At 61.4% G+C, this 23,436-nt stretch carries 17 protein-coding genes; 1 reads left to right on the forward strand and 16 read right to left on the reverse strand.

The features are described from left to right. Positions 1–198: 198 nt before the first annotated feature. The 13 genes from xylB to ACYVRZ_RS04820 form a co-directional block, all read right to left on the reverse strand. The gene (gene xylB / locus ACYVRZ_RS04760; RefSeq protein ID WP_461225284.1) at positions 199–1,695 is read right to left on the reverse strand and encodes a xylulokinase; all 1,497 of its coding nucleotides are present in this window, start codon (positions 1,693–1,695) and stop codon (positions 199–201) included. 174 nt (positions 1,696–1,869) lie between these two features. Beyond that, positions 1,870–3,066 carry an ROK family protein gene (locus ACYVRZ_RS04765; protein WP_461225285.1) on the reverse strand — a complete coding sequence of 399 codons (1,197 nt, stop codon included), beginning with the start codon at positions 3,064–3,066 and terminating at the stop codon, positions 1,870–1,872. Between the two features lie 144 nt (positions 3,067–3,210). Beyond that, positions 3,211–5,247 carry a beta-galactosidase gene (locus ACYVRZ_RS04770; RefSeq protein ID WP_461225287.1) on the reverse strand — a complete coding sequence of 679 codons (2,037 nt, stop codon included), beginning with the start codon at positions 5,245–5,247 and terminating at the stop codon, positions 3,211–3,213. Between the two features lie 115 nt (positions 5,248–5,362). Beyond that, positions 5,363–6,703: a xylose isomerase gene (xylA, locus tag ACYVRZ_RS04775; RefSeq protein ID WP_262314997.1), complete on the reverse strand. Its 1,341-nt coding sequence runs from the start codon at positions 6,701–6,703 to the stop codon at positions 5,363–5,365. A 135-nt stretch (positions 6,704–6,838) separates the two neighbouring features. After that, a complete protein-coding gene (locus ACYVRZ_RS04780; protein WP_461225289.1) occupies positions 6,839–8,002 on the reverse strand; it encodes an ROK family protein in 1,164 nt (387 codons plus the stop codon). A 22-nt stretch (positions 8,003–8,024) separates the two neighbouring features. Continuing rightward, positions 8,025–9,497, reverse strand: a complete 1,473-nt coding sequence (locus tag ACYVRZ_RS04785; protein ID WP_461225291.1) for a glycoside hydrolase family 1 protein — start codon at positions 9,495–9,497, stop codon at positions 8,025–8,027. Positions 9,498–9,509: 12 nt separating this feature from the next. Then, positions 9,510–10,382 carry an ROK family protein gene (locus tag ACYVRZ_RS04790; RefSeq protein ID WP_461225293.1) on the reverse strand — a complete coding sequence of 291 codons (873 nt, stop codon included), beginning with the start codon at positions 10,380–10,382 and terminating at the stop codon, positions 9,510–9,512. Positions 10,383–10,391: 9 nt separating this feature from the next. Next, complete coding sequence (locus tag ACYVRZ_RS04795; RefSeq protein ID WP_461225295.1) at positions 10,392–11,210, reverse strand: alpha/beta hydrolase; 819 nt, start codon at positions 11,208–11,210, stop codon at positions 10,392–10,394. A gap of 5 nt (positions 11,211–11,215) precedes the next feature. Next, positions 11,216–12,679 carry an alpha-L-fucosidase gene (locus tag ACYVRZ_RS04800; protein ID WP_461225297.1) on the reverse strand — a complete coding sequence of 488 codons (1,464 nt, stop codon included), beginning with the start codon at positions 12,677–12,679 and terminating at the stop codon, positions 11,216–11,218. Between the two features lies 1 nt (position 12,680). Further along, positions 12,681–13,337, reverse strand: coding sequence for an SGNH/GDSL hydrolase family protein (locus tag ACYVRZ_RS04805; protein WP_461225298.1), 657 nt, complete (start codon positions 13,335–13,337; stop codon positions 12,681–12,683). 266 nt (positions 13,338–13,603) lie between these two features. Then, entirely contained in the window at positions 13,604–15,352 is a 1,749-nt protein-coding gene (locus ACYVRZ_RS04810; RefSeq protein WP_461225300.1) for an extracellular solute-binding protein, read from the reverse strand. A gap of 70 nt (positions 15,353–15,422) precedes the next feature. After that, the gene (locus ACYVRZ_RS04815; protein ID WP_262315005.1) at positions 15,423–16,337 is read right to left on the reverse strand and encodes a carbohydrate ABC transporter permease; all 915 of its coding nucleotides are present in this window, start codon (positions 16,335–16,337) and stop codon (positions 15,423–15,425) included. Between the two features lie 17 nt (positions 16,338–16,354). Continuing rightward, positions 16,355–17,320, reverse strand: coding sequence for an ABC transporter permease (locus ACYVRZ_RS04820; RefSeq protein WP_262315006.1), 966 nt, complete (start codon positions 17,318–17,320; stop codon positions 16,355–16,357). A gap of 95 nt (positions 17,321–17,415) precedes the next feature. Here ACYVRZ_RS04820 and ACYVRZ_RS04825 point away from each other — a divergent pair, with 95 nt between their 5' ends. Beyond that, entirely contained in the window at positions 17,416–18,027 is a 612-nt protein-coding gene (locus ACYVRZ_RS04825; protein ID WP_461225303.1) for a YesL family protein, read from the forward strand. Between the two features lie 83 nt (positions 18,028–18,110). Here ACYVRZ_RS04825 and ACYVRZ_RS04830 read toward each other — a convergent pair whose 3' ends face one another. The 3 genes from ACYVRZ_RS04830 to ACYVRZ_RS04840 form a co-directional block, all read right to left on the reverse strand. Beyond that, a complete protein-coding gene (locus ACYVRZ_RS04830; protein WP_461225305.1) occupies positions 18,111–20,771 on the reverse strand; it encodes a glycoside hydrolase family 3 N-terminal domain-containing protein in 2,661 nt (886 codons plus the stop codon). Then, positions 20,768–22,288, reverse strand: coding sequence for a glycoside hydrolase family 43 protein (locus tag ACYVRZ_RS04835; RefSeq protein WP_461225307.1), 1,521 nt, complete (start codon positions 22,286–22,288; stop codon positions 20,768–20,770). Before ACYVRZ_RS04835 ends, ACYVRZ_RS04830 begins: the two co-directional genes overlap by 4 nt. 242 nt (positions 22,289–22,530) lie before the next feature. Further along, positions 22,531–23,409, reverse strand: a complete 879-nt coding sequence (locus ACYVRZ_RS04840) for a helix-turn-helix transcriptional regulator (protein ID WP_461225309.1) — start codon at positions 23,407–23,409, stop codon at positions 22,531–22,533. Positions 23,410–23,436 lie beyond the last annotated feature (27 nt).

Raw genomic sequence — 23,436 nt, forward strand, 5'->3', positions numbered from 1 at the left:
TTTTACAATCTGCGGCGAGTGAAAGGCAGACTAAAGGGCAAGTCTCCAGTTGAATGCCGAAAACTTGCCCTTCAAAACGCTGCATGAGCGAATTATTTAATTGTCCAACTCCATGGGTTCACATCACATGGGCCCCGGCGTTTTTGCGTGACGGCACACAAAAAGCCGATGGTCTCCCATCGGCTCAACGTGCCTGACTTACGCGCGGAATTCGGCCAGTGCGGCTGACAAGTCTTTGGTCTGCGGGTAAACCTGCTGGTACAGCTTGTAGAGCTTGGCGTATTTGGCCACGTGCTCCGGATTGGGCAGGTAGGTCTGCCGCTCGTGAACGAAGGTCTTGGCGCAGGCGTCAAAGTCTGCGAACCAGCCCAGGCCGACCGCCGCGATCATCGCGGCGCCAAGGCCTGGCCCCTGCTCGCTTTGCAGGCAAACCACCGGTTTGTCGAACACGTCGGCCTGAATCTGCAGCCACAACGGGCTGTGGGCCCCACCACCGATCGAGGTCAACTTGGTGAAGGTTTTGCCATGCGCCGCATAGAGGTTCAGGATGTCCTTGAACGAGAAGGTCACGCCTTCCATCACGGCGCGAATGAAGTCGCCCTTGCCCTGCCGGCTGTCGACGCCGATGAAGCTGCCGCGAATCGCGGCGTCGGCGTAAGGGGTGCGTTCGCCGACGATGTACGGCGTGAACAGCAGGCCGTTGGCGCCGATGCCGGTGTCAATCGTCGCCTGCATGAAGTCGTCGAAGTCGTCATCCGGCGCAAACGTGTTTTTGAGCCAGCTCAGGCTGTAGCCGGCCGCCAGGGTCACCCCCATCGAGTAGTAGGCATTGGGAATCGCGTGGTTGAAAAAGTGCAGGTCGCCGTGGTAATCGTGGGTGACATCCGGCTCGTAGCCCAGCACCACCCCGGAGGTCCCGATGCTGCACATGCCGCGGTCGGGATTGGTGATGCCGGCCCCGATGGCCCCACAGGCGTTATCCGCACCACCGCCGAACACCGGCAGCCCCGGCTTGAGGCCGACGGCAGCCGCGAAGGTCGCAGTCAGAGTGCCGGCCTGATCCGTCGCCTGAATCAACGGTGGGCACAGGCTTTCCGGCAGGTCGAAGACCGCGCAAACGGCGCTGCTCCAGCGGCCGGCGGCGACGTCGAGCATCACCGTGCCGGCGGCGTCCGACAGCTCCATTTGAATCTTGCCGGTCATCTTGTAGCGCAGGTAGTCCTTGGGCAACAGGAACGTGGTGGCCTGGGCGAAAATCTCCGGCTCGTTCTCCTTGACCCACAGCAGCTTGGGCAGCGTGAAGCCCTCCAGCGGCCGGTTGCGCGTGATGTCAAGGTAGGTCTGGCCCATGGTGGCCATGATCTCCTCAGACTGCTTGGTGGTGCGGGTGTCGTTCCACAGGATGGCCGGGCGCAACGGCCGACCGGCAGCGTTCAGCAGCACTAGGCCGTGCATCTGCCCGGAGTAGCTCAACCCCTTGATGTCTTCGGCTTGGACGCCACTTTGCGCCAGCACATCCTTGATTGCCCCGGCCGTCGCCTCGACCCAGTGATCGGGATTTTGCTCGTTGTAGCCCGGCTGTGGCTGGCTCAGCGGATACGGCCGCGAACCGGTGGCAACCACGGCGCCTTCCCGCGTGACCAAAAGAACCTTGACCGCGCTTGTTCCTAAATCGACCCCAATGACGTATTCCATAATTGTGTGACGCAGGGTTGTCCCTGCGACTCCTTTCCGTGCGTTTTGAGTTTGTTAGTTATCTTTACTTACCCCTAAATTGTAGCGGTTACACCCGGTGAACGCAAGCCCTTTCACGCCGCTGGACAGAGAAAAACGCACCGCCGGTTGGCGGTGCGTTCAGTCGGGGCCGCGTCAGGCCTGAGGGGTGTCGGGCGCAAGCGCGTTCTCTTGGGTGCCGAAGGTCAGCTGGCCGGACTCGATGTTCAAGAGGTCATGGGTCAGCATCGCGCAGCCGCCCAGCAAGACGCAGTGCCGCACGTCGTCGACCAGGTCGATCTCGGTGGCCTCGGCGGTCAGGCTGGGCAGGTCCTTGCGAATCTGGGTCAAAAGCGGCGGCAGCTTGGCGATCAGCCCGGAGTTGATCATCACCCGCCGCGGATCCAGCGCCACGGTGATGTTGTAGATCACATTGGCGATGTAGCGGCAAAACCGCGCGAGCTCCTTTTCGACGACGGGATCGCCCGCTTGGTACAAGGCGATCACCCGGTCGCGGGTAATGGTCGAATCAGCGAGGCGGTCTCGCACGTGGTCGACGATGGCGGCCTCCGAGCAGATGCTTTCAATCGTAGTCGTCTGCCCGTTGGCGAAGAACGCTTGGTTGTACACCACCGTGTGGCCGATTTCACCGGCCTCGCCGTGGCGGCCGGTGTACAGCTTGCCGTGGATGATGATACCGGCCCCGATCCCCTTGTGAATGCTGATGCAGACCAGGCTTTCGTCCTCGCGGCGCCGCTCGAAGTCGCGCTCGTACACCGCCGCCAGGTTCGCCTCGTTTTGCAGCCGGACCGGCACCGTGAAGGTCTCCTCAAGCACCCGCGCGATGTCGACGCCGCCCAGGTCGATGAACGGCGAGAAGGTCACTTGGTTGTGGTGGACGATGCCGTGAACGGCGATCACGATGCCCAACAGCGGCAGGTGCGGCGGGGTCGCGCGGTCGTAATCGGCGATCCAGTCGGTGATCACCTTGAGCACGGCGTCAAAATTCAGGCCGCGAATCTCGATGCCTTCCTCGATCAAAAGCTCACCGGTCAGCCGGGCAGCTGCGATCACCAGGTAGTCGTACCCCCAGTCCATCGTGATGATGTAGCCGAGATCGCGGTTGAAGGTCAAAATCGTGGGCTTGCGCCCCCCGTTGTGGGTGCTGTCGCCTTGCCCCTGCTCGATCAAGTACCCCTTCTCGATCAAGTTGGCGACCACATCCGACACCGTGACCTTGTTCAGGCCGATGTTTTTGGAAATCTGACTGCGCGAAATCGTGCCGCGGTTGAACGCCTCGGTCAACACCCGCTTTTCGTTAAGCACCCGCAAAAGATTCTTATCTGTCCGCATCCTGTACTCCTCACCGTGCGTCAGTCTGACCTGACACCCATATCGCACCGTTAATAGCCTTATTTTACCATACCTCCCTCGCCGCAACCGCTTTACCGGGACCAAAACGGCGGCGAGATTAGAATCACTCGCCGCCGCTTGCGATTACGCGCGAGGCGTCTTCAGAATCGCCACGCCAAAAGCCGGCAGGTTCAGGGTGGCCGGCTGGGTCGCCCCGCTCAGCAGGTCGGCGCCGGTTGGGGCCGGGTTGGCCACCGCGCAGGCCTGGGCCGTCGTGTTGATGGCGAAGGTGTAAGTCGCCTGCTGGCTGTAACGGTGCGTCACCTCGACGCCTGCGAACGGCTTAGCCACGCTGAGGTCAAGCCCGGCCGCCGCGGCGATCTTGGTCAACAAAGAGCGCAGCCCGGTAGCGTCCAGCTGGGTGCCGACGTACAGCGCGTGGCCGCGGCCCAGGTCGTTTTGGCAAATTGCCGGGGCCCCGGTGTAGAACAGCTGCGGGTCGTCGTAGGTCGCCAGCACCTTGGCCGTGGTCGGGTGCGTGACGTCGCACAGGGAGCTGGCCGAGCAGGACTGGTCGGCCCCCAGCGCGACGTTGATCGTCGTTTCGGGCGGCAGGGCGTCGAACTCCTCGTTCCAAAGCCCCAAGACCTCCTGCAGACTGCCCGGGTAGCCGCCGAGGTAAACGTTGTCGTGGTCGTCGACGATACCGGACATGTAGGTGGTCACGAAGGTCCCGCCGCTTTGCACGTAGCTTGCAATCTTGGCCGACAGGGCCTCGGAGGTGGTGTACATCACCGGGGCGATGACGGCGGCGAAGCCATCAAACGGCGTCTCCTTGCCGATCATCGCGACGTCCAGCCCCGCGTCGTAGCACATCTGGTAGTACAGGTGGACCTGCTTGACGTAATCCATCTGGCGGCTCGGCCCGGTCGCGTACTCAACGCCCCAAAAGCTCGGCCAGTCGAACAAGACGGCAACCTTGGCGTGGTTGCGGCTGGCCAACAGGTCGGCCGGCAGCGCCGCGAGCTCGGCGCCAAGCGCCTTGACCTCGCGATAAACGCGGGTTTCATGGGTGCCGGTCGCCTCGGCGTGGGAGATCACGGCGCCGTGGAACTTCTCGATACCGTTTTGCGATTGCTTCATCTGGAAGAACTGCACGGTGTTGGCGCCATGGGCGACCGCCTGGTACGACAGCATCCGCATCTCACCAGGCTTCTTCAACGCGCAGTACGGCTGCCAGTTCTGCTGGCTCGGGGTCTGCTCCATCAGCATGAACGGCGCCTGGCGCAGCCCGGCCATCAAGTCGTGCTTCATCGCGGTTTCGCTGGCTGGCGTGTCGAAGCTCGGGTAGTTGTCCCAAGAGACGATGTCCATTTCCTTGGCCCATTGGAAGTAATCCAAGTCCTTTTGGGTGCTCATCAGGTTGGTCGTAATCGGGGTGGTCGCGTCGACCTCGCGAATCGCCGCCTTCTCCAGCTTGAAGTTGGCCAACAGGGCATCGGATTGGAAGCGCCGGTAGTCAAGCGCCGCCCCGGCCAACACCGGCTTGTCGGCGCCGGCGTCGATCATGTCCGTCAGGTGCATCGGCGGCAGGATCTCGGACCAGTCGTGGAAGGTGTGGCCCCAGAAGTTGCTGTTCCAAGCGGCGTTGACCGCCGCGAGATTCGCGTAGTGGCCGCGCAGCCAGGTGCGAAAGGCCGCGGCGCAGTTATCGCAGTAGCACTGGCCACCGTACTCGTTGCTGATGTGCCAGCAGGCCAGGGCCGGGTAATCGTGGTACCGGGCCGCAAGCCGAGACACCAGCGCTTGCGCCAGCCGCTGGAAGTTCGGTGAGCTCGGGCAGGCGTTGTGGCGCATCCCCTGCCGGGCGTGGCGGCCGTCGATATCGGTTCGCGCCACATCCGGGTACTTCTCGATCACCCAGGCCGGAATCGCGCCGGTCGCGGTGGCCAGGACCACCTTCATCTGGTACTTGGCGGCCAGCGCCATGATTTTGTCCAGCAGGCTGAAGTCGTAGGTCGCCTCGTTGGGCTGAAGCAACGCCCAAGAGAAGACGTTCAAGGTCAGCGAGTTGATGTGGGCGGCCTGCAGCTTGATCAGATCGGCCTCCCAGGTCGCCTCGGGCCACTGCTCGGGGTTGTAGTCGCCGCCAAACAGCAGCGGCAAGGTTTTAAGTGCCATGAGAATCCTCCTTCTTTCAAAAAGCGGTCGTGCAACATTCTGGGAATGTCACACGACCGCATGTGCTGCGATCACCGGGGGGATGGTCGCGGTGAGTTAACGTTCAATCTTGGGATTACTTCAGGGTTTCGATCATGTAGTGGTTCAGGGTGTCCTTGAGCTCCTCGAGGCGACCGGACTTGGTGGCGGCCAGCAGCGCGGATTGTGGCTTGTCGATGATGTAGTCGTTCAGGGACTTGAAGTCTTCCTTGCCGGCCTCGATGCTTGCGCCGATGCCTTCGTCGTAGCTTGCGTAACGGTCCTTGATGAAGTCATCGAAGACGCGATCTTCGTGCAGACGCTCCGCAACCTTCAGGCCGGCGGCAAAGGTGTCCATGCCGACGATGTGGCCGTAGAACATGTCTTCCGGCGTGAAGCTGGAGCGACGTGGCTTGGCGTCGAAGTTCAGACCGCCCTTGCCCAGGCCGCCGTTTTCAACGACTTCGTACATCGCAAGCGTTGCTTCGTACAGGTCTGATGGGAACTCGTCGATGTCCCAGCCGATCAGCTTGTCGCCCTGGTTGGCGTCCAGGGAACCGAGCAGGCCTGCCTCACGCGCCGTGCGGATCTCGTGCTGGTAGGTGTGGCCGGCGAGGTTGGCGTGGTTGCCTTCCAGGTTCAGCTTGTAGGTGCCATCCAGGCCGTAAGTCTTCATGAAGGCGATGGTGGTGGCGGCATCGAAGTCGTACTGATGCATCATCGGTTCCTTAGGCTTTGGCTCAAGCAGCAGCTGGCCGGTGTAGCCAATTTCCTTGGCGTAGTCGGCGGCCATGTGGAAGAACTTGGCCAGGTGCTCCTGTTCGCGGAGCATGTCGGTGTTCAAAAGCGTCTCGTAACCTTCGCGGCCGCCCCAGAACACGTAGTTCTCGGCGCCGACCTTCTTGGCGGTGTCGAGGCCTTCCTTGACCTGCGCAGCCGCAAAGGCGAAGATGTCGGCGAATGGGCTGGAAGCCGCGCCGGAGACAAAGCGAGGGTTGGTGAACATGTTGGCGGTGTTCCAAAGCACCTTCATGCCGGTCTGCTTCTGGTAGTCGACGAACATGTCGGTAATGGTTTCGATGTTCTTGTTGGTTTCACGCAGCGTGTCGCCTTCTGGGGCGATGTCGCGGTCGTGGAAGCAGAAGAAGTCGACGCCCATCTTGTCGTAGAACTCAAAGGCCGCCTCGACCCGCGCCTTGGCCAGGTCCATGCCGGTCAGGCCGTTCCAAGGCCGAATGGCAGTGCCGTCGCCGAAGATATCGTTGAGCTGCTGACCGAATGTGTGCCAGTAAGCGACGGAGAAGCGCAGCCAATCGCGCATCTTCTTGCCACCGACCACCTCATCGGCGTTGTAGTAGTGGTAGTTCAGCCCGGACTTCAGGCTGCTGGTGCCAACGAACGGGATCTTGTCAACGTTTGGAAAATATGTCTTAGCCATGCAAAAGTTTCCTTTCTTGTTAGCCATTTTTAGGTTAGTTAGTATATTTAACTTACAGGTGAATTGTAGCGCTTTCAGCTGTCAAACACAAGCCATCCCAACGACTTTTCTGAACTTTTTGGCCGGCGCCGCGGATCAGGCCGGACGGCGGCGGAAGTTCAGCTCGCCGGGCCCCACCGCCAGCAGCTGCTGGATCAGCGTCGCACAGGCGCCAAGCAGGGTGCAATTGCGAACGTCGTCGACCAGGTAGATCTTGGTCTCCTGGGTGGTCAGGTGCGGGATGTTGGCCGTGATGGCCGGCAGGAGCTCAGGTACCGACGCGATCAGCTGCGAGTTGATCGCCACGCGCCGCGGATCCAGGGTGATGATTGTGTTGTAGATGATGTTGGCGATGTCGTAGCAAAAATCATCCAGGATGGTGATTGCCAGCGGGTCGTTGGCCCGGTACCGCGCGACCAGGTCCTCACGGGTCAGCCGCGGGTCGCCTGCCGCCTGCCGCAGCCGCTCGACGATTGCGGTTTCGGAGCAGAGGCTCTCGATGGTGGTCGGCGTCTGATGCGCCTTGAGGGCCCGGTCGTACAGGATGGTCTGACCGATTTCGCCGGCCTCGCCGAGCTTACCGGTGTACAGCCGGTTGTTCAAGATGATGCCGGCCCCGATGCCGCTGTGAATGCTGATGCAGACGATGTTGTCGATCGCGTCGTGGCTTTCGAAGTCCCGCTCGTAGATGACGCTGAGGTTGGCCTCGTTTTGCAGCACAATCGGCACCTTGAGCTTTTGCCACAGAAGCTTGGCGATGTCTTGGTCCTTGAAGTCGATGAACGGGGTGTAAAGCACCCGGTTTTGGTAGACGATGCCGTGAATCGCCACGGCCACACCGAGCAGCGGGACCCCGGCCGGTAGCGCGTCGGTGTGAGCGATGCTGACCATCAAGGCCAGGCGGTCCTCAATCGCCATGTCACGTGCCGGAAACCGCTCGACGGAGACCACGCTCCCGTCCAGGCGGTTGATCATGCGGTCGATGAAGTCCTGGCCCATGTCGTAGTTGACCACGTAGCCGAGGTTAGCGTTGAAGCGCAGGATGGTCGGCTTGCGGCCACCGTTGCGGGTGCTGTCGCCTTGCCCCGACTCCAACAGGTACCCCGAATCGATCAGCTCGGACACGATGTCTGACACCGTGACCTTGTTGAGGCCGAGGTTCTTGGAAATCTGGCTGCGGGAGATGGGGCCGTCGTTGAACACCTGCTGCATCACGTGCTGGACGTTCAGGACCCGCACGAGGTTCCGGTTCGCTTGCATAATTACTCCTTACTCGACTTGCCTACTTGCCGGGCTGAATCGCCGCCCCGTTGGTTTGAATCAAGTCGTGGTACCAGGTGAAGCTCTTCTTGGGAATGCGCCGCAGGTCCTTTTCCGAGTCGTCGTCGCGGTCGACGAAGACAAAGCCGTAGCGCTTGCGGTAGCCGTTGAGCCAAGACAAAATGTCCGAGAAACTCCACGCGCAGTAGCCGATCAGGTCGACGCCGTCGGTGATTGCTTCCTTCATCGTGCGAACGTGGTCCTCGAGGTAGGCGATGCGGTAGTCGTCGTTGACCTGCCCGTCGACCAGCTCGTCCTTGGCCCCCAGGCCGTTTTCGGTGACGAACAGCGGCAGTCGGTACTTCTCGTAGACCTGGCGCAGCGCGACGCGGAAGCCGACCGGGTCGATTTCCCAGCCCCAATCCGTCTTTTGCAGGTACGGATTGGAGACGGAGTTGAACATCGGCACCTCTGGGTTTTGCGCCTGCTCGCCCTTGGGCTGCATCAGGTACGGATCGGTGGCGGAGAAGTCCTTTTGCTCGGCGTCTTTCACCGGCTTTTCCAGCCGGTTTTGCTGCACCGTGCCGCCGTGGTAGTAGTTGATACCCAAGAAGTCCGGCTTCGCGCTTTTAAGCAACTGGTCGTCTGCGTCGGTGACCTCGGGCATCAGCCCGGCCCGGGTCAGCTGCTGGCGCATGAAGTACGGGTACTCGCCGCGGCAGTAGACATCCAGCCACCAGTTGTTGTTGAAGTCATCGGCGTTCAGCGCGGCCAACACGTCGTTGGGATCGCCGGTCAGCGGGTAAACCGGCCCGTAGCCGAAGCTCGGTCCGATCAGGCCGCCTGGCACCAGCTCGTGGAACAGGTTGATCGCCGTCGCGTTGGCCAGGTTGACGATGTGGTTGGCGGCGTACATCCGCCGCACGTCTTGAACCTTAGGCGGGTGGTTGCCCCAGCGGTAGCCCATGCCGGTGAACACGTTTTGCTCGTTCATCGTGACCCAGTACTTGACCGAGTCGCCGAACGCCTCAAACAGGGTGCGGCAGTACTTGGCGAAGGCCGGAATCACCGCTCGCGACTCCCAGCCGCCGTACTTGTCCTGAAGCGCCTGGGGCAGGTCCCAGTGGTAAAGGGTCAAAACGGGCTCGATGCCGTTGTGGCGTAGCTCGGCGATCAGCCGGCGGTAAAAATCAAGCCCCGCCGGGTTGACGGCCCCTTCGCCGTCTGGAATCACGCGGCTCCAGGCCACGGAGAAGCGGTAGGCCTTGAGCCCAAGCTTCGCCATCAGCCCGACGTCTTCTTTCATGTGGTGGTAGTGGTCGATCGCCACGTCGCCGGTCGTGCCCTTGAAGGTGTTGCCGGGCGTGTGGGCGTAAGTGTCCCAAATCGATGGGCCCTTGCCGTCTTCGGCGTAGGCGCCTTCCACCTGGTAGGCAGCGCTGGCCGCCCCCCACAAGAAGTGCGGTGGGAAGTCCTTGAGTTTGTCGTAGTACATAGTAGCCTCCTTTTAGTGTTGCTTGGCCACGGCCAAGGCGCCGAGCAGCCCCGCATCGTTGTCGTGCTTGCACAGCACAACCGGGGTGCGGTAGTCCTTGACCCAAAACGGGTTCTTCTCAAGCGCGGCTTCGATGAACGGCAAAATCAACGGGTTCTTGGAGATACCGCCGCCGATCAAGATCCGCTCGGGGTCGGTGGTCGCCACCAGGTTGTAAATCGCCACGGCGACGTGATCGGCCCAGTCCTCAACCACCTGGCGGGTCGTCGGGTTGGCGAGGTCGGCCATCAGCGCCTCGCCGCTGGTTGCCTCGTAGGCCACGCCCTTGCTTTTGGCGAAGGCGCGAACCAGCGAGCTGGTCGAGGCCATGTCGTGCAGGGTGGCAAAGCCGCGGGTGGTGAAGTCCGTGACCGACATCCCGTACTCACCGGCGCGGAAGTGCTTGCCATGAACCAGATTGCCGTTGATCACCAGGCCGCACCCGACGCCGGTGCCCAGAGTCAACACCGCGTAGTCGGTCAGCCCGACCGCGTTGCCGTTGAGCCCCTCGGCCAAGGCGGCACACTTCGCGTCGTTCTCCACGTGAATCGGCAACTGCCGGTCCAGGTGAGCCGCGAAGTGCTCGATCAGGTTGTAGCCGTCCAGCTGGCCCAAGGCGCCGGCTCGCACGGCGACGCCGGTGGTCACGTCGATGAAGCCGGGAAAGGAGATGCCGATGGCGGTGATCGCCGGATCCGCGTTGGCAATCGCCGCCATGTCCGCGAAGAACTGCTCCGGGTCCTCGCAGCGCGTCGGGTACTTGCCCTTGCTCAAAAAATTGGCGTCAGCGTCGAAGGTCGCGTACTTGACGAAGGTGCCGCCGACATCGAAACATAAATAACTCATCGTATCCTCCTAGAAGTTGTTGGCCACCCAGGCGGCAAAAAGTTGCGGCCAGGCGTCGACTTGTGACTGAATGCCGTAGCCGTTGCCGGCGATGGCGGTTTCCGCGGTGGCCAGGCTCAGGCCGTGACCGCCCTTGGGGAAAATGTGTAGCTCGACCGACACGCCGGCCTGTTGCAAGGCACTGGCGAACATCAGCGAGTTTTCCATCGGGACACAGTCGTCGGTCGCCGTGGTCCACAGGAAGGTCTTTGGTGCATCTTGAGTCACCTGCTTTTCAAGCGAGACCTTGGCCATCAGCGCGGGATCACCGTAGTCGTCGCCGAGCAGCGCCTTGATGGAGTCGTGATGCGCCAGCGGTCCCGAGGTGATCACCGAATACCCGAGAAACAGGCCGTTGGGGCGAATCGCCTCGGGATCAAAGCCGTACTGCGTTGCCAAGTCCTGGTGCCACTGGGTGGCAAAGTCGGCGGCCAGGTGACCGCCGGCCGAGAAGCCGGCGATGATCAGCTTGTTGGGGTCGACGTGGTACTCGGCGGCATGGGCCCGAACGTCTTGGACCACCGTGGCCAGCTCGAGCAAGGCGACCGGGTATCGCGCCGGCGCGACGCTGTAGCGCAGGACAAAGACGTTGTAGCCCATCGCCAAGAACCGCACGGCGACCGGCTCCGCCTCGCGGTCGGAGGTCATCACGTAGCCGCCGCCCGGGCACAAGACGATGGTCGGGCGAACCCGGTTCTCGTCCATCTCGGCAAAATTGTCCAGCACGTAGCCGTAAACCTTGGCGCTGTTTGAAAGTGGCGTCGACACTGTGTGTACGAATGTTTGCATGATTGTCACTCCATCGTTATTTTGAGCCCGACCGGCCGGTTGTCGGCACTGGGGCGAATCGTCACGTGCATCCCGTCTGCTTCGACGTGCCAGTCGCAGGCGCCGCCGCCCAGCTGCGTCACGCAGCGAATCACGCCGTGAAACGGCGGCTGGTTCTTTTCGTCAAAGGCGCGAAAGGCGGTGAGCACCAGCTCCTTCGCCTCGCCCGGCGCCAGCGCGTAGGCGTAGACGGCGCCGTTGTTGGCGGTGTAGCGGAAGTCCTGCTGGCCGTAGTGCAAGGCCGACAGATCCTCGAACATGCCGCCGCTCAGGTTCGTCGGACCTTCGCCGAACTGTTTCCAAGGCAGGCTGCCGTAGATGCCCTCGCCGTTGACGTCAAGCCAGGCGCCGATCGCCTTGAGAATCTCTTGGTCCTTGGGGGCAATCGACCCGTCGGCACGGGGGCCGACGTTGAGCAGCAGATTGCCGTTCTTAGCCACGGCGTCCAGCAGGCTGATCAGCACCTCATTGACGGTCTTGTAGTCCAGCGAATCGGTGTAGCACCACGAGTTATTGGCGATGGCGGTGTCGGTTTGCCAGTAAAACGGCGTCGGCTGGGCGAAGCCGCCGCGTTCCACGTCTGGAATGCCCGCACCCCAGGCCATGCCGTCGTACTTGTAGCAGATGCTGACCGGCACCCCCCACTCGGCGGCGCGGTTGTAGTAATAGGCGGCGAGCGCTTGCATGTAGGGCTTGAAGGCGGCGTGTTGCAGCCACCAGTCGAAGTACAACAGCTCCGGGCGGTAGTTGTCGATCAGCTCGCAGACGCGCTCGACCCAGTCCTCGAGAAACTCGGCGGTCGGGTAAGGCTTGGAAAACAGGTCCTGGTTGTCGGGCTCCGGCGCCGCCGGCCAGTAGAAGTCGCCCTTGTGCAGCGGCTCGTGAACATCGGAATCGAATTCGCGGCCGTGGCCCATGAACCACCAGTGTTCGGCGCGGTGGCTGGACAAGGCGAAGTGCAGCCCGTGGTCCAGCGTCGCCTGGCGCAGCTCGCCCAAAACGTCTCGGTGCGGCCCCATTTCGTAGGCGTTCCAGTGCGACAAGGCGGAGCGATACATCTGAAAACCGTCGTGGTGCTCGGCCACCGGGAAGTAATACTTGGCACCGGCCTGCTGGAACAGGTCCAGCCACTGGGTCGCGTCGAAGCGCTTGGCGGTGAACAACGGGATCAGGTCCTTGTAGCCGAACGCCTTTTGCGGTCCGTAAGTTGCGACGTGATGCTCGAAGGCCGGGTAGCCCTTGATGTACATGTTGCGCGAGTACCACTCATTGCTATACTCGGGCACGGTGTAGACGCCCCAGTGAGTGAAAATGCCGAACTTCGCCTGCCGGAACCACAACGGCGCCGGGTGCTGGCCGATGCTGGCCCAGTCGGCGTGGTAGCGGCCGGCGGCGTTGACCGCCTGAATCTCCTTGAACGTGTGTGCCATGTTACCCCCTCCAATCAAAAACGACCGCGTCGAGCCATGCCTTGGCGATCACCGCCGAGCCCTGCAGGTTCGGGTGGACCCGGTCCATCGTGATGCCAAAGACGCTGGCCTGCTTCAAGAAGCGGTCGACGCCGGCCTGGGCGTCGATGTAAAGCAGCCCGTTGGCCGCGGCCAGCTCACGTGCCGCAGCCTGGTAGTCGAGCAGCGCGTGGCGCATCGGGTCATCTTGGTTCAGCTCCCACATCACCGGGCTGACCAGCAACGGCGTCGCCCCGGCGGCCTGGGTCTTGTCGATCAGGTCCTGGTAAGTGTGGCGGTACAGGTCAACGTCCACCAGGTCGGCGCGGCGACGAAACTGGCTGTCGAAGAAGCGCCAGACGTCGTTGATCCCGATCATGATCGACACGTAATCAGGCCGGTGAGCCAGGACATCTCGGTCCCACCGGGCCGCGAGCTTGACGATCGTGTCGCCGTTGACCCCGGCGTTGATCACGGCCAGCCGCGAGGCCGGGAGCCCAGCGGTCAGGGCCGCGTTGAGCAACGCGACGTAGCCTTGGCCCCAGGAATCCCAGCCGGCCGGCTCGGCTTGGTAGTTGCGGCCGGCGTCGGTGACGGAATCGCCGGCGCAGACGATGGTGGCATTTGGTTCAAACAGCATGTTTTTCCCCTCCGTGGCGGCGCCGACTCAACATAAAAGGGTGCAAGACCGCACACACCGTCTTGCACCCTATTCATGTCCACACGATCCGTTGTGGCCGTCGGCTCAGCCTATTTGTTCTTGTTGGTGGTCTTGCGAATCGCGGTGACGCGCTTCACCCGGGTCGCCCGCCTTACACATAAGGCGGGTCAACCGGATGAGGCGGGTTGCACGTTCCCGTGCAACGGCCTCACACCGAATGTGACTGCGATTCAAAAATCAGGTGGTTAGTTCTCTTCCTTGTACTGCTTGATCAGCTTGGCACGAAGGGCGTTTTTAGCCTTGGAGTTCTTCAGGTCAACCTTGTAGACCTGATCGTAACCCAAGCCCTTGACCGTCTTTTGCATCCCGGCCAGCAGGCTGTTGAACTCGGAATCGCTCTTGGCCATCGCGAGCTTCCAGCTGGTGTTCTTGACCTGGGTGCCGATGGTGCCGCGCATGGTGCTGATCTGAGAGGAATCCTCAGGCGCGGTGTAGGAAACGCCGGCACCGACCAGCAGCTTGTTGTTCTTGGTCAGGTAAGCCATGGAGCTGGTGGCGCCGCCCATGTGCTCGCTCCAGTCCTTGGAGAGCTTGGTGGCGTTGAGCTTCAAGACGGAAGGCCAGGTGACGTAGCCGTACTTGTAGCCAGTCGAAGGATCCTTGTCATACTGGTTGACCGCGACGAAGTTCAGCGTGGAGATGCCGTCCTTCCAGGTGCCGCCGCCGTATTCGGCTGGCATCTTGACGGTGCCGCCTTCAAGGAAGGCCTTCTTACCAAAGGCGGTCAAGACCGGCTTGCCGTTTTGCATCTTCCAGGTCAAGCCCTTGATGCCAGCAGAGTAACCGGTGGATTGGGCCTGTTGAACCTGGACACCTTCTGGGCTGTACAGCCAGTTGATGAACTTGACCAGACGGGCCTTGTTCTTGGCCTTGGAGCCGATGCCGATGAAGGTGCTGTTGCCGTCTGGCATGGAGCCGACACTGTAGATCTTGGCGTTTTCAAGCGGTGCGAGCTCGAAGCCCTTGCCCGCTGCCGTGTGAGCCGCGGTGTTGTAAGCCCCTTGGCCCTGGAAGGCCCAGTAGGAGAACAGGACCTTGCCGTTTTGGTACTTGGAGTACAAGGTATCCCAGTTTTGGGTGGTCGATTCAGGGTCAACCAACCCGGCCTGCTTGGCCTTGTTCAGGAAGCGCAGCCCCTTGACGTACTGGCTGTTGGAGTCGATCACACTTTGGTACTTGTTGCCCTTGCTGAGGACGAAGCCCTGGTTGACTTCGTAGCCGTAAAACGCGAGGTTTTGGCCGGCGTTTTGCATGATTGTGGAATCCCAGTCCTTGAACAGGGAGATCGCGTAGATGTCGGTCTTGCCTTCGTCCTTACGGGCCTGGGCCTGCATCTTCTTCAAGACGTTGATCAGGTCATCGGTGTTCTTGATCTTCGGGTAGCCGATTTCCTTGTAAAGATCCCAGCGGATGTAAGGCGCCGTGGTTGGTTCCAGGCCTTCGGAAGGCGTGGTCGGCGAGTTAGAAGAAACGCTGGAGTTGATGCCCCAGATGCCCTTCTTGTTGGCGAGCTTGGTGATCGAGTCCGTCGCGCCCTTGTACTTCTTCAGGTAGGTCTTGCCGTTCATGTAAGGCGTCATGTCGGTCAGCAGGCCGGCCTTGGCCAGCTTGGCGACGTGGTTGGTGCCGGTGATGATGATGTCACCCAAGTTGCCGGCCGCCGTGCGGGTGTCGTACAGCGTGTTGCCGCCGCCGGCCACGTTAGGTGCGACCATGTTGAGCTTGATCTTGAACTTCTTTTCCACATACTTTTCGAACCAACCCTTGGGCGTCCCCTGGTAGTTGGCCAGATCATCGTAGACGGTGACGGTCATCATTTTGCCGTCGTCTTTTTCCGCCTTACTGGTGGTCTTGGAACCCGAGTTGCTGCTGCAGGCAGCCAGAAGCAATGCGCTTGCGGCAACCAACGTGTACAAAACGCGTTTCTTATTCATAATTCTTAGTCCCCCTCTTTGGCGTGTCGCGCCAAATTTATGAATTAAAAGCGGTGAAACATCATTGCAATCAGCCTTTAACGGCACCAAGCATGATCCCTTTAGTGAAGTAACGCTGGAACATTGGGTAGATGAACATGATCGGCAGAACGACGACGATCGACACGGTCATGCGAATCGAGGTCGGGGTCTGCGCCGTGGCAACCGCCGCGACGGAGCTCAGGCCACCGCCCGAGTTCTTGACCATGGCGGCCAGCGAGCTGGCCTGGTTGATGTACTGGTAAAGCAGGTACTGCAGCGAGTAGAGCTTCTGGTCGGTGATGTAAATCAGCGTGTCTTGGAAGGAGTTCCACTGACCAACGGCGGAGAAGATCGCGACGGTCGCCAGAATCGGAGTGCAGCTTGGCAGGATGATCTGCCAGAACACCTGCCAGGTTGAGGCCCCATCCAGCTCGGCCGCCTCTTCAAGCGAACGCGGCAGGCTTTCGATGTAGGTCTTCACCAAGATGATATTGAACGGTGCCACGATGCCGGGCAGCACGTAAACCCAAAACGTGTTGGTCAAGGCCAGGTTCTTCATGGTGATGAACATTGGAATCAGGCCGGCGTTGAAGTACATAGTGATGATGACGAAGCGGTACCAGAACTTGCGCTTCCACATTTTCTCACGGGTGAACATGAAGCCCATGAAGGCGGAGGCGAACACGGTCAAAGCCGTGCCCAGCACGGTTCTGGCGACGGAGACCAAGGCCGCGGTGCCCAGGCCGTCGAGCTTGAAGACCTGCACGTAGTTTTCGAACTGGATGTGCTTAGGCCACCAGTTGATCAGGCCGTTGGCCGACAGGTTGTTGGCCGAGATGCTGTTGATGATCAGGTAGTAGAACGGGTAGATGCACAACAGCGTGAAGATGATGAAGAAGATCACGTTGAACACGCGGAACACGCGCTCGCCGCTCGTGACTTCGTTTTTTTCGATATTACTCATGATGCGCTCCTTTCCGACTAGATGATCGACTCGCCACGCGTCTTTTGCGAGACCTTATTCACAATGAACAGCAAGGCCACGGAGACCAGACTCTTGAGCATTGAGATCGCCGTCGCATAAGACAGACTGTTTTGGCCCATCCCGACGTTGTAAACGTAGAGGTCGAGGACCTGGATGTGGGTCTGGTTGAACGCGTTTTGGAAGACGAAGTACTGATCCATCCCGTTGTTCAGGAAGTTGGACACGGCCAGCATCAGCATGACGAAGTAGGTCGGCATCAAGGCAGGCACCGTGATGTAGCGGATCAGCTGCAGGCGGTTGGCGCCATCGACACGCCCAGCCTCGTAAAGCTCCGGGTCGATGCCGGTGATCGCCGCCAGGTAGATGATCGAGCCCCACCCTAAGCCTTTCCAGGTGCTCCACAAAAGCATCTTGAGCCAGACATGGGAGTCAGAGTCCAGGAACTTCAAGGGCTCCGTGATCAGGTGCAGGTTTTGCAGCAGGTCGTTGACCATCCCACCCGAGGAGAACATCGCAAAGGCGATGGAGTAAACCAGCACCCAGGAGATGAAGTTCGGCAGCGTGGTCAGCGTCTGGATGATGTTCTTGAAGTGCTTGTTGCGGATTTCGTTCAGGCCGATGGCGAACAGCACCGGGAAGAACGAAGTGACGATGTTCAACAGGCTCATCGCGAACGTGTTCAACAGCACCTGGAAGATCTGGTGCATCTGCGTCTGGTTTTGAACCATCATCTTGAACCACTGCAGCCCCACGAACTCGCTTTGGGACAGTGGAATAGGTGGCTCATAGTCGAAAAAGGCGTATACCCAGCCGAAAAGTGGTAGGTATGAGAATAATACAACGAGAATCAGGAACGGGGCGAGCAGCAACCACATCTGCTTCCCGCGCTTGGCGGCGGCCTTTTGGTGCCGCTTTTGACGCTCCTTATCTGTGATCGGTTGATCCGCGGTGACGTTTTGCATGATGATCCCCCTCGAAATAAATAGACTTGCCAGGTACGAAATTAGTAGGCTATGATGGACAGCGTTATCACAAATCTAGAAAACAGGTGATTGTTTTGAAGTTTAACCCGAACAGTTCGTTCTTCCGCTTCATGGGTACCTTGGCCAGCTTCGCCTTGCTCAACTGGGTGTTTCTGCTCACGTGCCTGCCGATCGTCACGATCGGGGCCGCCCTCACTGCCATGCACGCGACGCAGCAGCGCTACCTGCGAATCGAGGCGACACCGCTTACAAAAACATACCTTCAAAACTTGAAGCAAAACTTCCTGCAGGCCACCGGGGCCTGGCTGATCGTGCTGGTGCTCGCCGCCGTGTTCGGCTTCAACATCGCCTTTTGGCGGGGCAACGCCAGCTTGTTGGCCACCCCGGTGCTGGTCTTGATGGTGCTGGCCGCCGTGGTGCTCGTGTTCACGGTCGAGCTCGTCATGCCTTTGATCGGCCTGTTCCAAAACACCGTGCGGCAGACCTTCAAGAACGCCGTGTTGATGATCATTCCCAATTTCTTTTGGGTCCTGCTTCTGATTGCGATCGACGGATGCGCGTTCGCCATCTTTTACCTGACTAATATTGGTCGCGCCATGTTCCTGATTTTCGGCTTCGCCTTCTGGCAATACATCAAGGCCTTCGCGTACCGGCGGATCCTGGCCAAATACACCGACGAAATCTGAAAAAAAGCTGTAAGCGCTTCAACATTGAGTATTATAAATCGCTTTCGTTGATTTGTAAATATAATTTACTAACCAATTTGAAATTAGGCCGTAACCCCAGTGTTCATGCGGACTAGTGTTACCGGCACATCGGCGCTCAGCCGCAGTGTTTGGTCTAGTCCGCCAGTCAAGGCCAGGCTTATTGGTTGCAACCAACCTGCACCCTCAAACGCCGTCTCGGCCGTCTCGTTCCCCGACGCGGCTTTTAGTTTGCCGCCTTGTTCCGCATACAGCCAAACCGCGACGGCACCATTGATGCGCAGGTGATCATACGTCACCTGGCCGCCGGGTGCCAGGGCCACGACTTCGTAGTGAGCGGCCTTGGTGGTCACAGTGGCCGCCTCGCTTGCGTCAAAGGCCCGGGCCGCCAGCGGCTGCGCGAGGTCGTAAGGCACCTCAGCCTGGCCGAGGTGCGGCAAGCCCAGCACGGCGGCGTGGTCGAAGGCGTCAAAGCCGACGCTGAGCGTGTAATCACCCAGCGGGAAAAACGGCCGGCGGCGCTTGCCGTCGTACCAGGCGAAGTCCTTGAGGTCGGCCGTTAACGTCAGCTGGGCGGTGGCGCCTGGCTCAAGCGTCAGCTTCTGAAAGGCCACCAGCTGGCGGCGATCGGCGCGGCCGGCCAGGTTGGTCGCATTCAGGTAGGCCTGCACGGTGTCGGTCACGGCAAAGTCCTCGTGGTTGGCGACATCCACGCTGATGGTCAACCGCGTGTCGGCGCGGTGAACCGCGGCCTCCAGCAACCGCAGCTGGCCGTAAGTCAGCCCGTAGCCGAACGGGTAAGACACCTCCGCTTGGTCGACGTACTGGTAGGTCAAGCGGCGCTTTTCGATGTCGTATTCGCGCATGGACCCGCCCTGCCAGGCGGCGTTGTACCAGGTCTGGGCGAGCTTGCCCGTCGGTGGCGTGACGCCGGTCAACACGTTGGCCAGCGCGGTGCCCAGCGACTGGCCGGCGTAACCCACGGTCAGCAAGGCGTCGCAGCGCAGCTTGGAGACGTCGAAGGGGTAGCCGGCGATCAGAACCGCCGCCGTCTGCACCCCGGTGTCATGCACCACGTCGATCAGGGCCTCTTGGGCCTGGGGCAGCGCGATGTCCGGGCGGTCCTCGGTTTCCCGCGCGATCAACAGCGGGTGGTTGCCCGCGGCGACCACGGCCTTGGTGTGGCCCGGCAAGGCGGCCAGCACCCGGGCCTGCCCCGCGTCCACCACGGTGACCTGCCCGATGCGGCGGCCGCGACCGCCGGCGTGAAGCGAGTTGCGGTCGCTGGCGGCAAAATCATGCGCCACGGCGAACAGTTGCCCGTCCCCGTCCAACACGAAAGCTTCGCGGATTACCCAGTCGTAGACCTCGGTACCGTTGAGTTCCAGGTGGCCGTCTTCGGTCAGGCGCAGGTAGCGGTGACTCGCGCGATCGCGCAAGAAGACCTGACCTTCCTGTAGCCGCTCGATTTCGTAGGTCAACTTGGCCAGCCCCGGCTGGGCCGGCACGGCCGGATCCAGCGCAAGCGTCGCAAAGTCGTTGCTGTTGACCACGTCGAGGCGTGAGCCCAGGGCCTTTTGCAGGCCCTGCGACAGCGTCTCGGTGTTTTGCGGCAGCGTCGCGTACCAGTCCCGCACGAAGCGATCGGCGGCGGGACCGGTCAAAAGCACCCGGTCTTGGGCCGTCAGCGGCAGCGTCTTGTCGTGGTTTTCAAGCAGGACCGTGCCGCCGGCCGTGACCGCCTGCACCACCGCGTCGCTGGCGGCGGTGCCGATGGTCGCCTGGTCGTACTCGGCGAAGGGCTCGACGTCTTCCAGCTGCCCCAGCCGGGCGCGAACCGTCAGCGTGTTGGTGACGGCTCGGGTGATGTCTTGAACGCTGATTTGTCCCTCGGCCAAGGCGGCGAAAGCGGCGGCTTCGACCTTGTCGGGCTCGTCGACGAAGCAGTCGATGCCCTTTTTCAAGGCGTCAGCCAGCGCGTCTTCGAAGCGGTCGTAGTAGTGGTAATCCTCGACGTTCAGGGTCAAGGCACCGCCGTCGGTCACGATGCAGCCGTCCATCCCCCAGGCGCCTTTGACCGTCGCCTTCAGTTCCGGCGACTGCATCATCGGCACCCCGTTGACGCCGTTGTAGCCGGTCATCATCGACTGGGCGTGGTGGTCGCGAAAGGCGAACTTGAAGGGCCGCAGGTAGTACTCGTGCTTCATGTGCGGCGTCAGCGAGTTGGATTCGCTGCCGCGCTTGGCCTCGGTGTTGTTGGCCATGAAGTGCTTCGGCGCCGCTGCGACCAGCAGAAAGTCGCCGTCGCCTTGCATCCCGTCGATGTAGCCCCCGGCCACGCTGCCGGCAAGCCTGGGATCCTCGCCGTAAGCCTCTTCGTTGCGGCCCCAGCGCGGATCGCGCTCCATATCGATGGTCGGGGCCCAAGGCATCAGCCGCCCCGTTCGGCCGGTGATGTTGTACAGGGCTCGGGCCTCGGTGCCGACCACGTGGCCGGCTTGTTGGGCGAGCTCTGGGTCCCAGGTCTGGGCGAGCGTCAAGGGAATCGGCAGGCTGGTCAGGTGGTATCGCTCGCGGTCGACGATGCCGTGAGCCGCTTCGCCGCCGATGTTAAAGGCCCCCAGGTGCAACCGCGGAACCGGCTTTTGCTGCCGCGACAGCAGGCCGATTTTCTCGGCCAACGTCAGCTTGGCAACCAGCTTGGTGGCCTTATCTCGTGCGTTCATTGCGCGTCATCCTCCTTTGGGAACGTCAGCGAAAAGTCGGTGAAGGTAATCCAGTCGGCATCCGGCGCGTCGGTTTGCTCGGTGAACAAGCCGAGCATCACACCGGTGAAATTGCCGGCCAGCTCGGATGACAGGTACTGGGCCTGAGCCTCGCCGAGGTCGTAGCGCTTGCCTTGGGCTTCCGCGAAGAAGTGGTAGGTGTAGTTGGTGGTTTCAAGGCCCAGGGTCACCGGGCCGGCCGGCAAAAGCCGCACGTGATCCAGCGTCGTGGCCGGGCCGACGCGCAGGCGCCGGGCGACTTTCACCTGGTCCCCGACCCGCTCAACGATCGCGTCGTAGTGTTGGGCCTCGGTCATGTAGGCGCTCAGCCCGGCGGCGTTGGCCGGCACGTCAACGGTCACTTGCACCGTCGAGAAAAAGGCGCGTTGGCGCATGAACAAGGCGGTCGGGCTGACCTGGGTCTCCTCAAGCGCGGCCTGGTTGGGCCGCATCGCCAGCACGGACTGATCGAAGCAGTAGCGGTCGTTGTCCGGTTCGCGCAGGGTCACCCACTCGCGGCCGATGGTCGTGTTGTGGAAGCTCAGCGGCACCAGCGGCGAGTGCTGCTGCACGTTTTCCAGCCCCGGGGCCGTCATGGTCGCCCGGGTGGTACCGTGGTCGCCGGCGGTGAACCAGCCGTCTTGGTCGAAGGTGACCGGCGTCAGGTAGGTTTCACGCCCCATCGTGTGCTGTTGAATCCAGCGGTCCAGCTGGCGAAAGGCCAGGTGAATCAGGAACCAGTGGCCGTGGCCGTCGTCGACCAGGTCGGCGTGGCCGGTGCCTTGAATCTGGTAGCCGCCGAGGTTGCGGTTGGTCAACACCGGATTGTGGGCGTAGTTAACGAATGGGCCGAACGGTGCGTCGCCTCGGGCGTAGACCATCATGTGGCCGTACTCGGTGCCGCCTTCGCTGGCCAGCAGGTAGTAGTACCCATCAACCTTGTACAGGTGCGGCCCTTCCAGGTAGCGGCCGCCGGCACCGGTCCAGATCACCTTGGACGGCGTGAGCTTCTTGCCGGTTGCGATGTCGATTTCGCACTGGGTGATGCCGTGGTTACCTTCGTCGTCGTCGCCGTTGCTCATGAAGTAGGCCTTGTCGCCTTCAAAATACAGGGACGGGTCGATGCCGCCTTGCTCGACTGGGATCGGGTCGGACCACTCGCCGTGAATGTCGTCGGTGTAGACGTAGAAGTTGCCGTTGTGATCGACGTTGGTGGTGACCATGTAAAAGCGCCCGGCGTGGTAGCGCAACGTCGGGGCGTAGATGCCACCGCTGGTGTTGGAGCCACCAAGCGGCAGCTGGCTCGGCCGCGTCAGGACGTGGCCGATCTGCGTCCAGTTCACCAGGTCGTGGCTTTCAAACAGCGGCACCCCGGGAAAGTAGTTGAACGAGCTGTTCACCAAGTAGTAGGTGTCGCCGACGCGAATGGCACTCGGATCCGGGTAAAAGCCCGGCACAACAGGATTTTGATATGTCATCATGGCCTCCTAAAGGTTCGTTCGTATAGCTTACGAACAAGATTCAGGTTCATCATAGCGTATTTTGCGGCGAACGCAAGCGCATTCATTTTTAAGCGGCGACACAAAAAACGCGCCCCTTATTGAAGGAACGCGCGAAAAATATTGTGGCACCGGTGTTGACCCGCGTCAGCCGTTTTGACGCGGCGGCCGACCAGCAGCCAGCCGCGCCGGCTCGCCTCAGGTTGGTGCTCCCACCCGGCCTACCCCTGATGCGCGGCGCGGTAGGCGCGAGGCGTCTGGTGGCAGCGGCGCAAGAAGAGCTTGTTGAAGTAGGAGATGTTGTTGAAGCCGCACTGCCCGGCGATTTCCCCCACCGCAAGCGACGTGTCGCGCAGCCGGGCTTGGGCCTGCTCGATGCGCTGGTCATTGAGGTAATCCGTCACGGTCGCCTTGGTCGCCGCCTTGAAAATTCGGCACAGGTGGCTTTTGGACAGGCTGAATTCGTCGGCCAGCCCCGCCAAGGTCAAGGGCTCGGCGTAATGGGTGCGAATGGTCGCCATCACGGCCTTGGCCAGGTCGACATGGGCGCTTGGCACCGAAGCGGCCGGGGTCACGCCCAGCCGCGCCGCCCAAAGCGCCGCCCAAACCAGGTAGAGCTGCGCCTTCACGCTCAGCTCAAAGCCCGGCTGCTCCGCCGTGCCGCTGACGCGAATCGCGTCGAGGGCCCGGCGCAGCGCCCGGTAGGCGGCATCGGCCGGCGCAAACCTGACGGGCAGCGTCACTCGGTGCTGCAGCACCGGGTCCAAGTAACGCTGCTGCACCGCATCCGGCGCCGCCGAGCGGATGAACACCGGGTCAAAGACGATGGCGTAAAACCCAAAGGGGGTGCCGACCGGCGCGGTAATCGCATGGAGCTGATCGGGCAACAGCAGCGCGATGTCGCCCAGGCCAAGCGCCACCGTCCGGCCGTCGACGTGCAGCGCCGCTTCCCCTTCCATCACCACCAGCAGCTCGCATTCCGGGTGCCAGTGGGCCGGCACCCGCTCGCTGCGCAGCGCATCGGTGGTGAATTCATGCACCCGCAGCGGAAACAGCGCGGTGCCGTGGGGTTCTTGTTCGCGTAACGTCAGATTGGGCATGGCAGCCTCCTTGTCAATATCGTGTTA

The organism is Lacticaseibacillus suihuaensis (assembly GCF_054785075.1).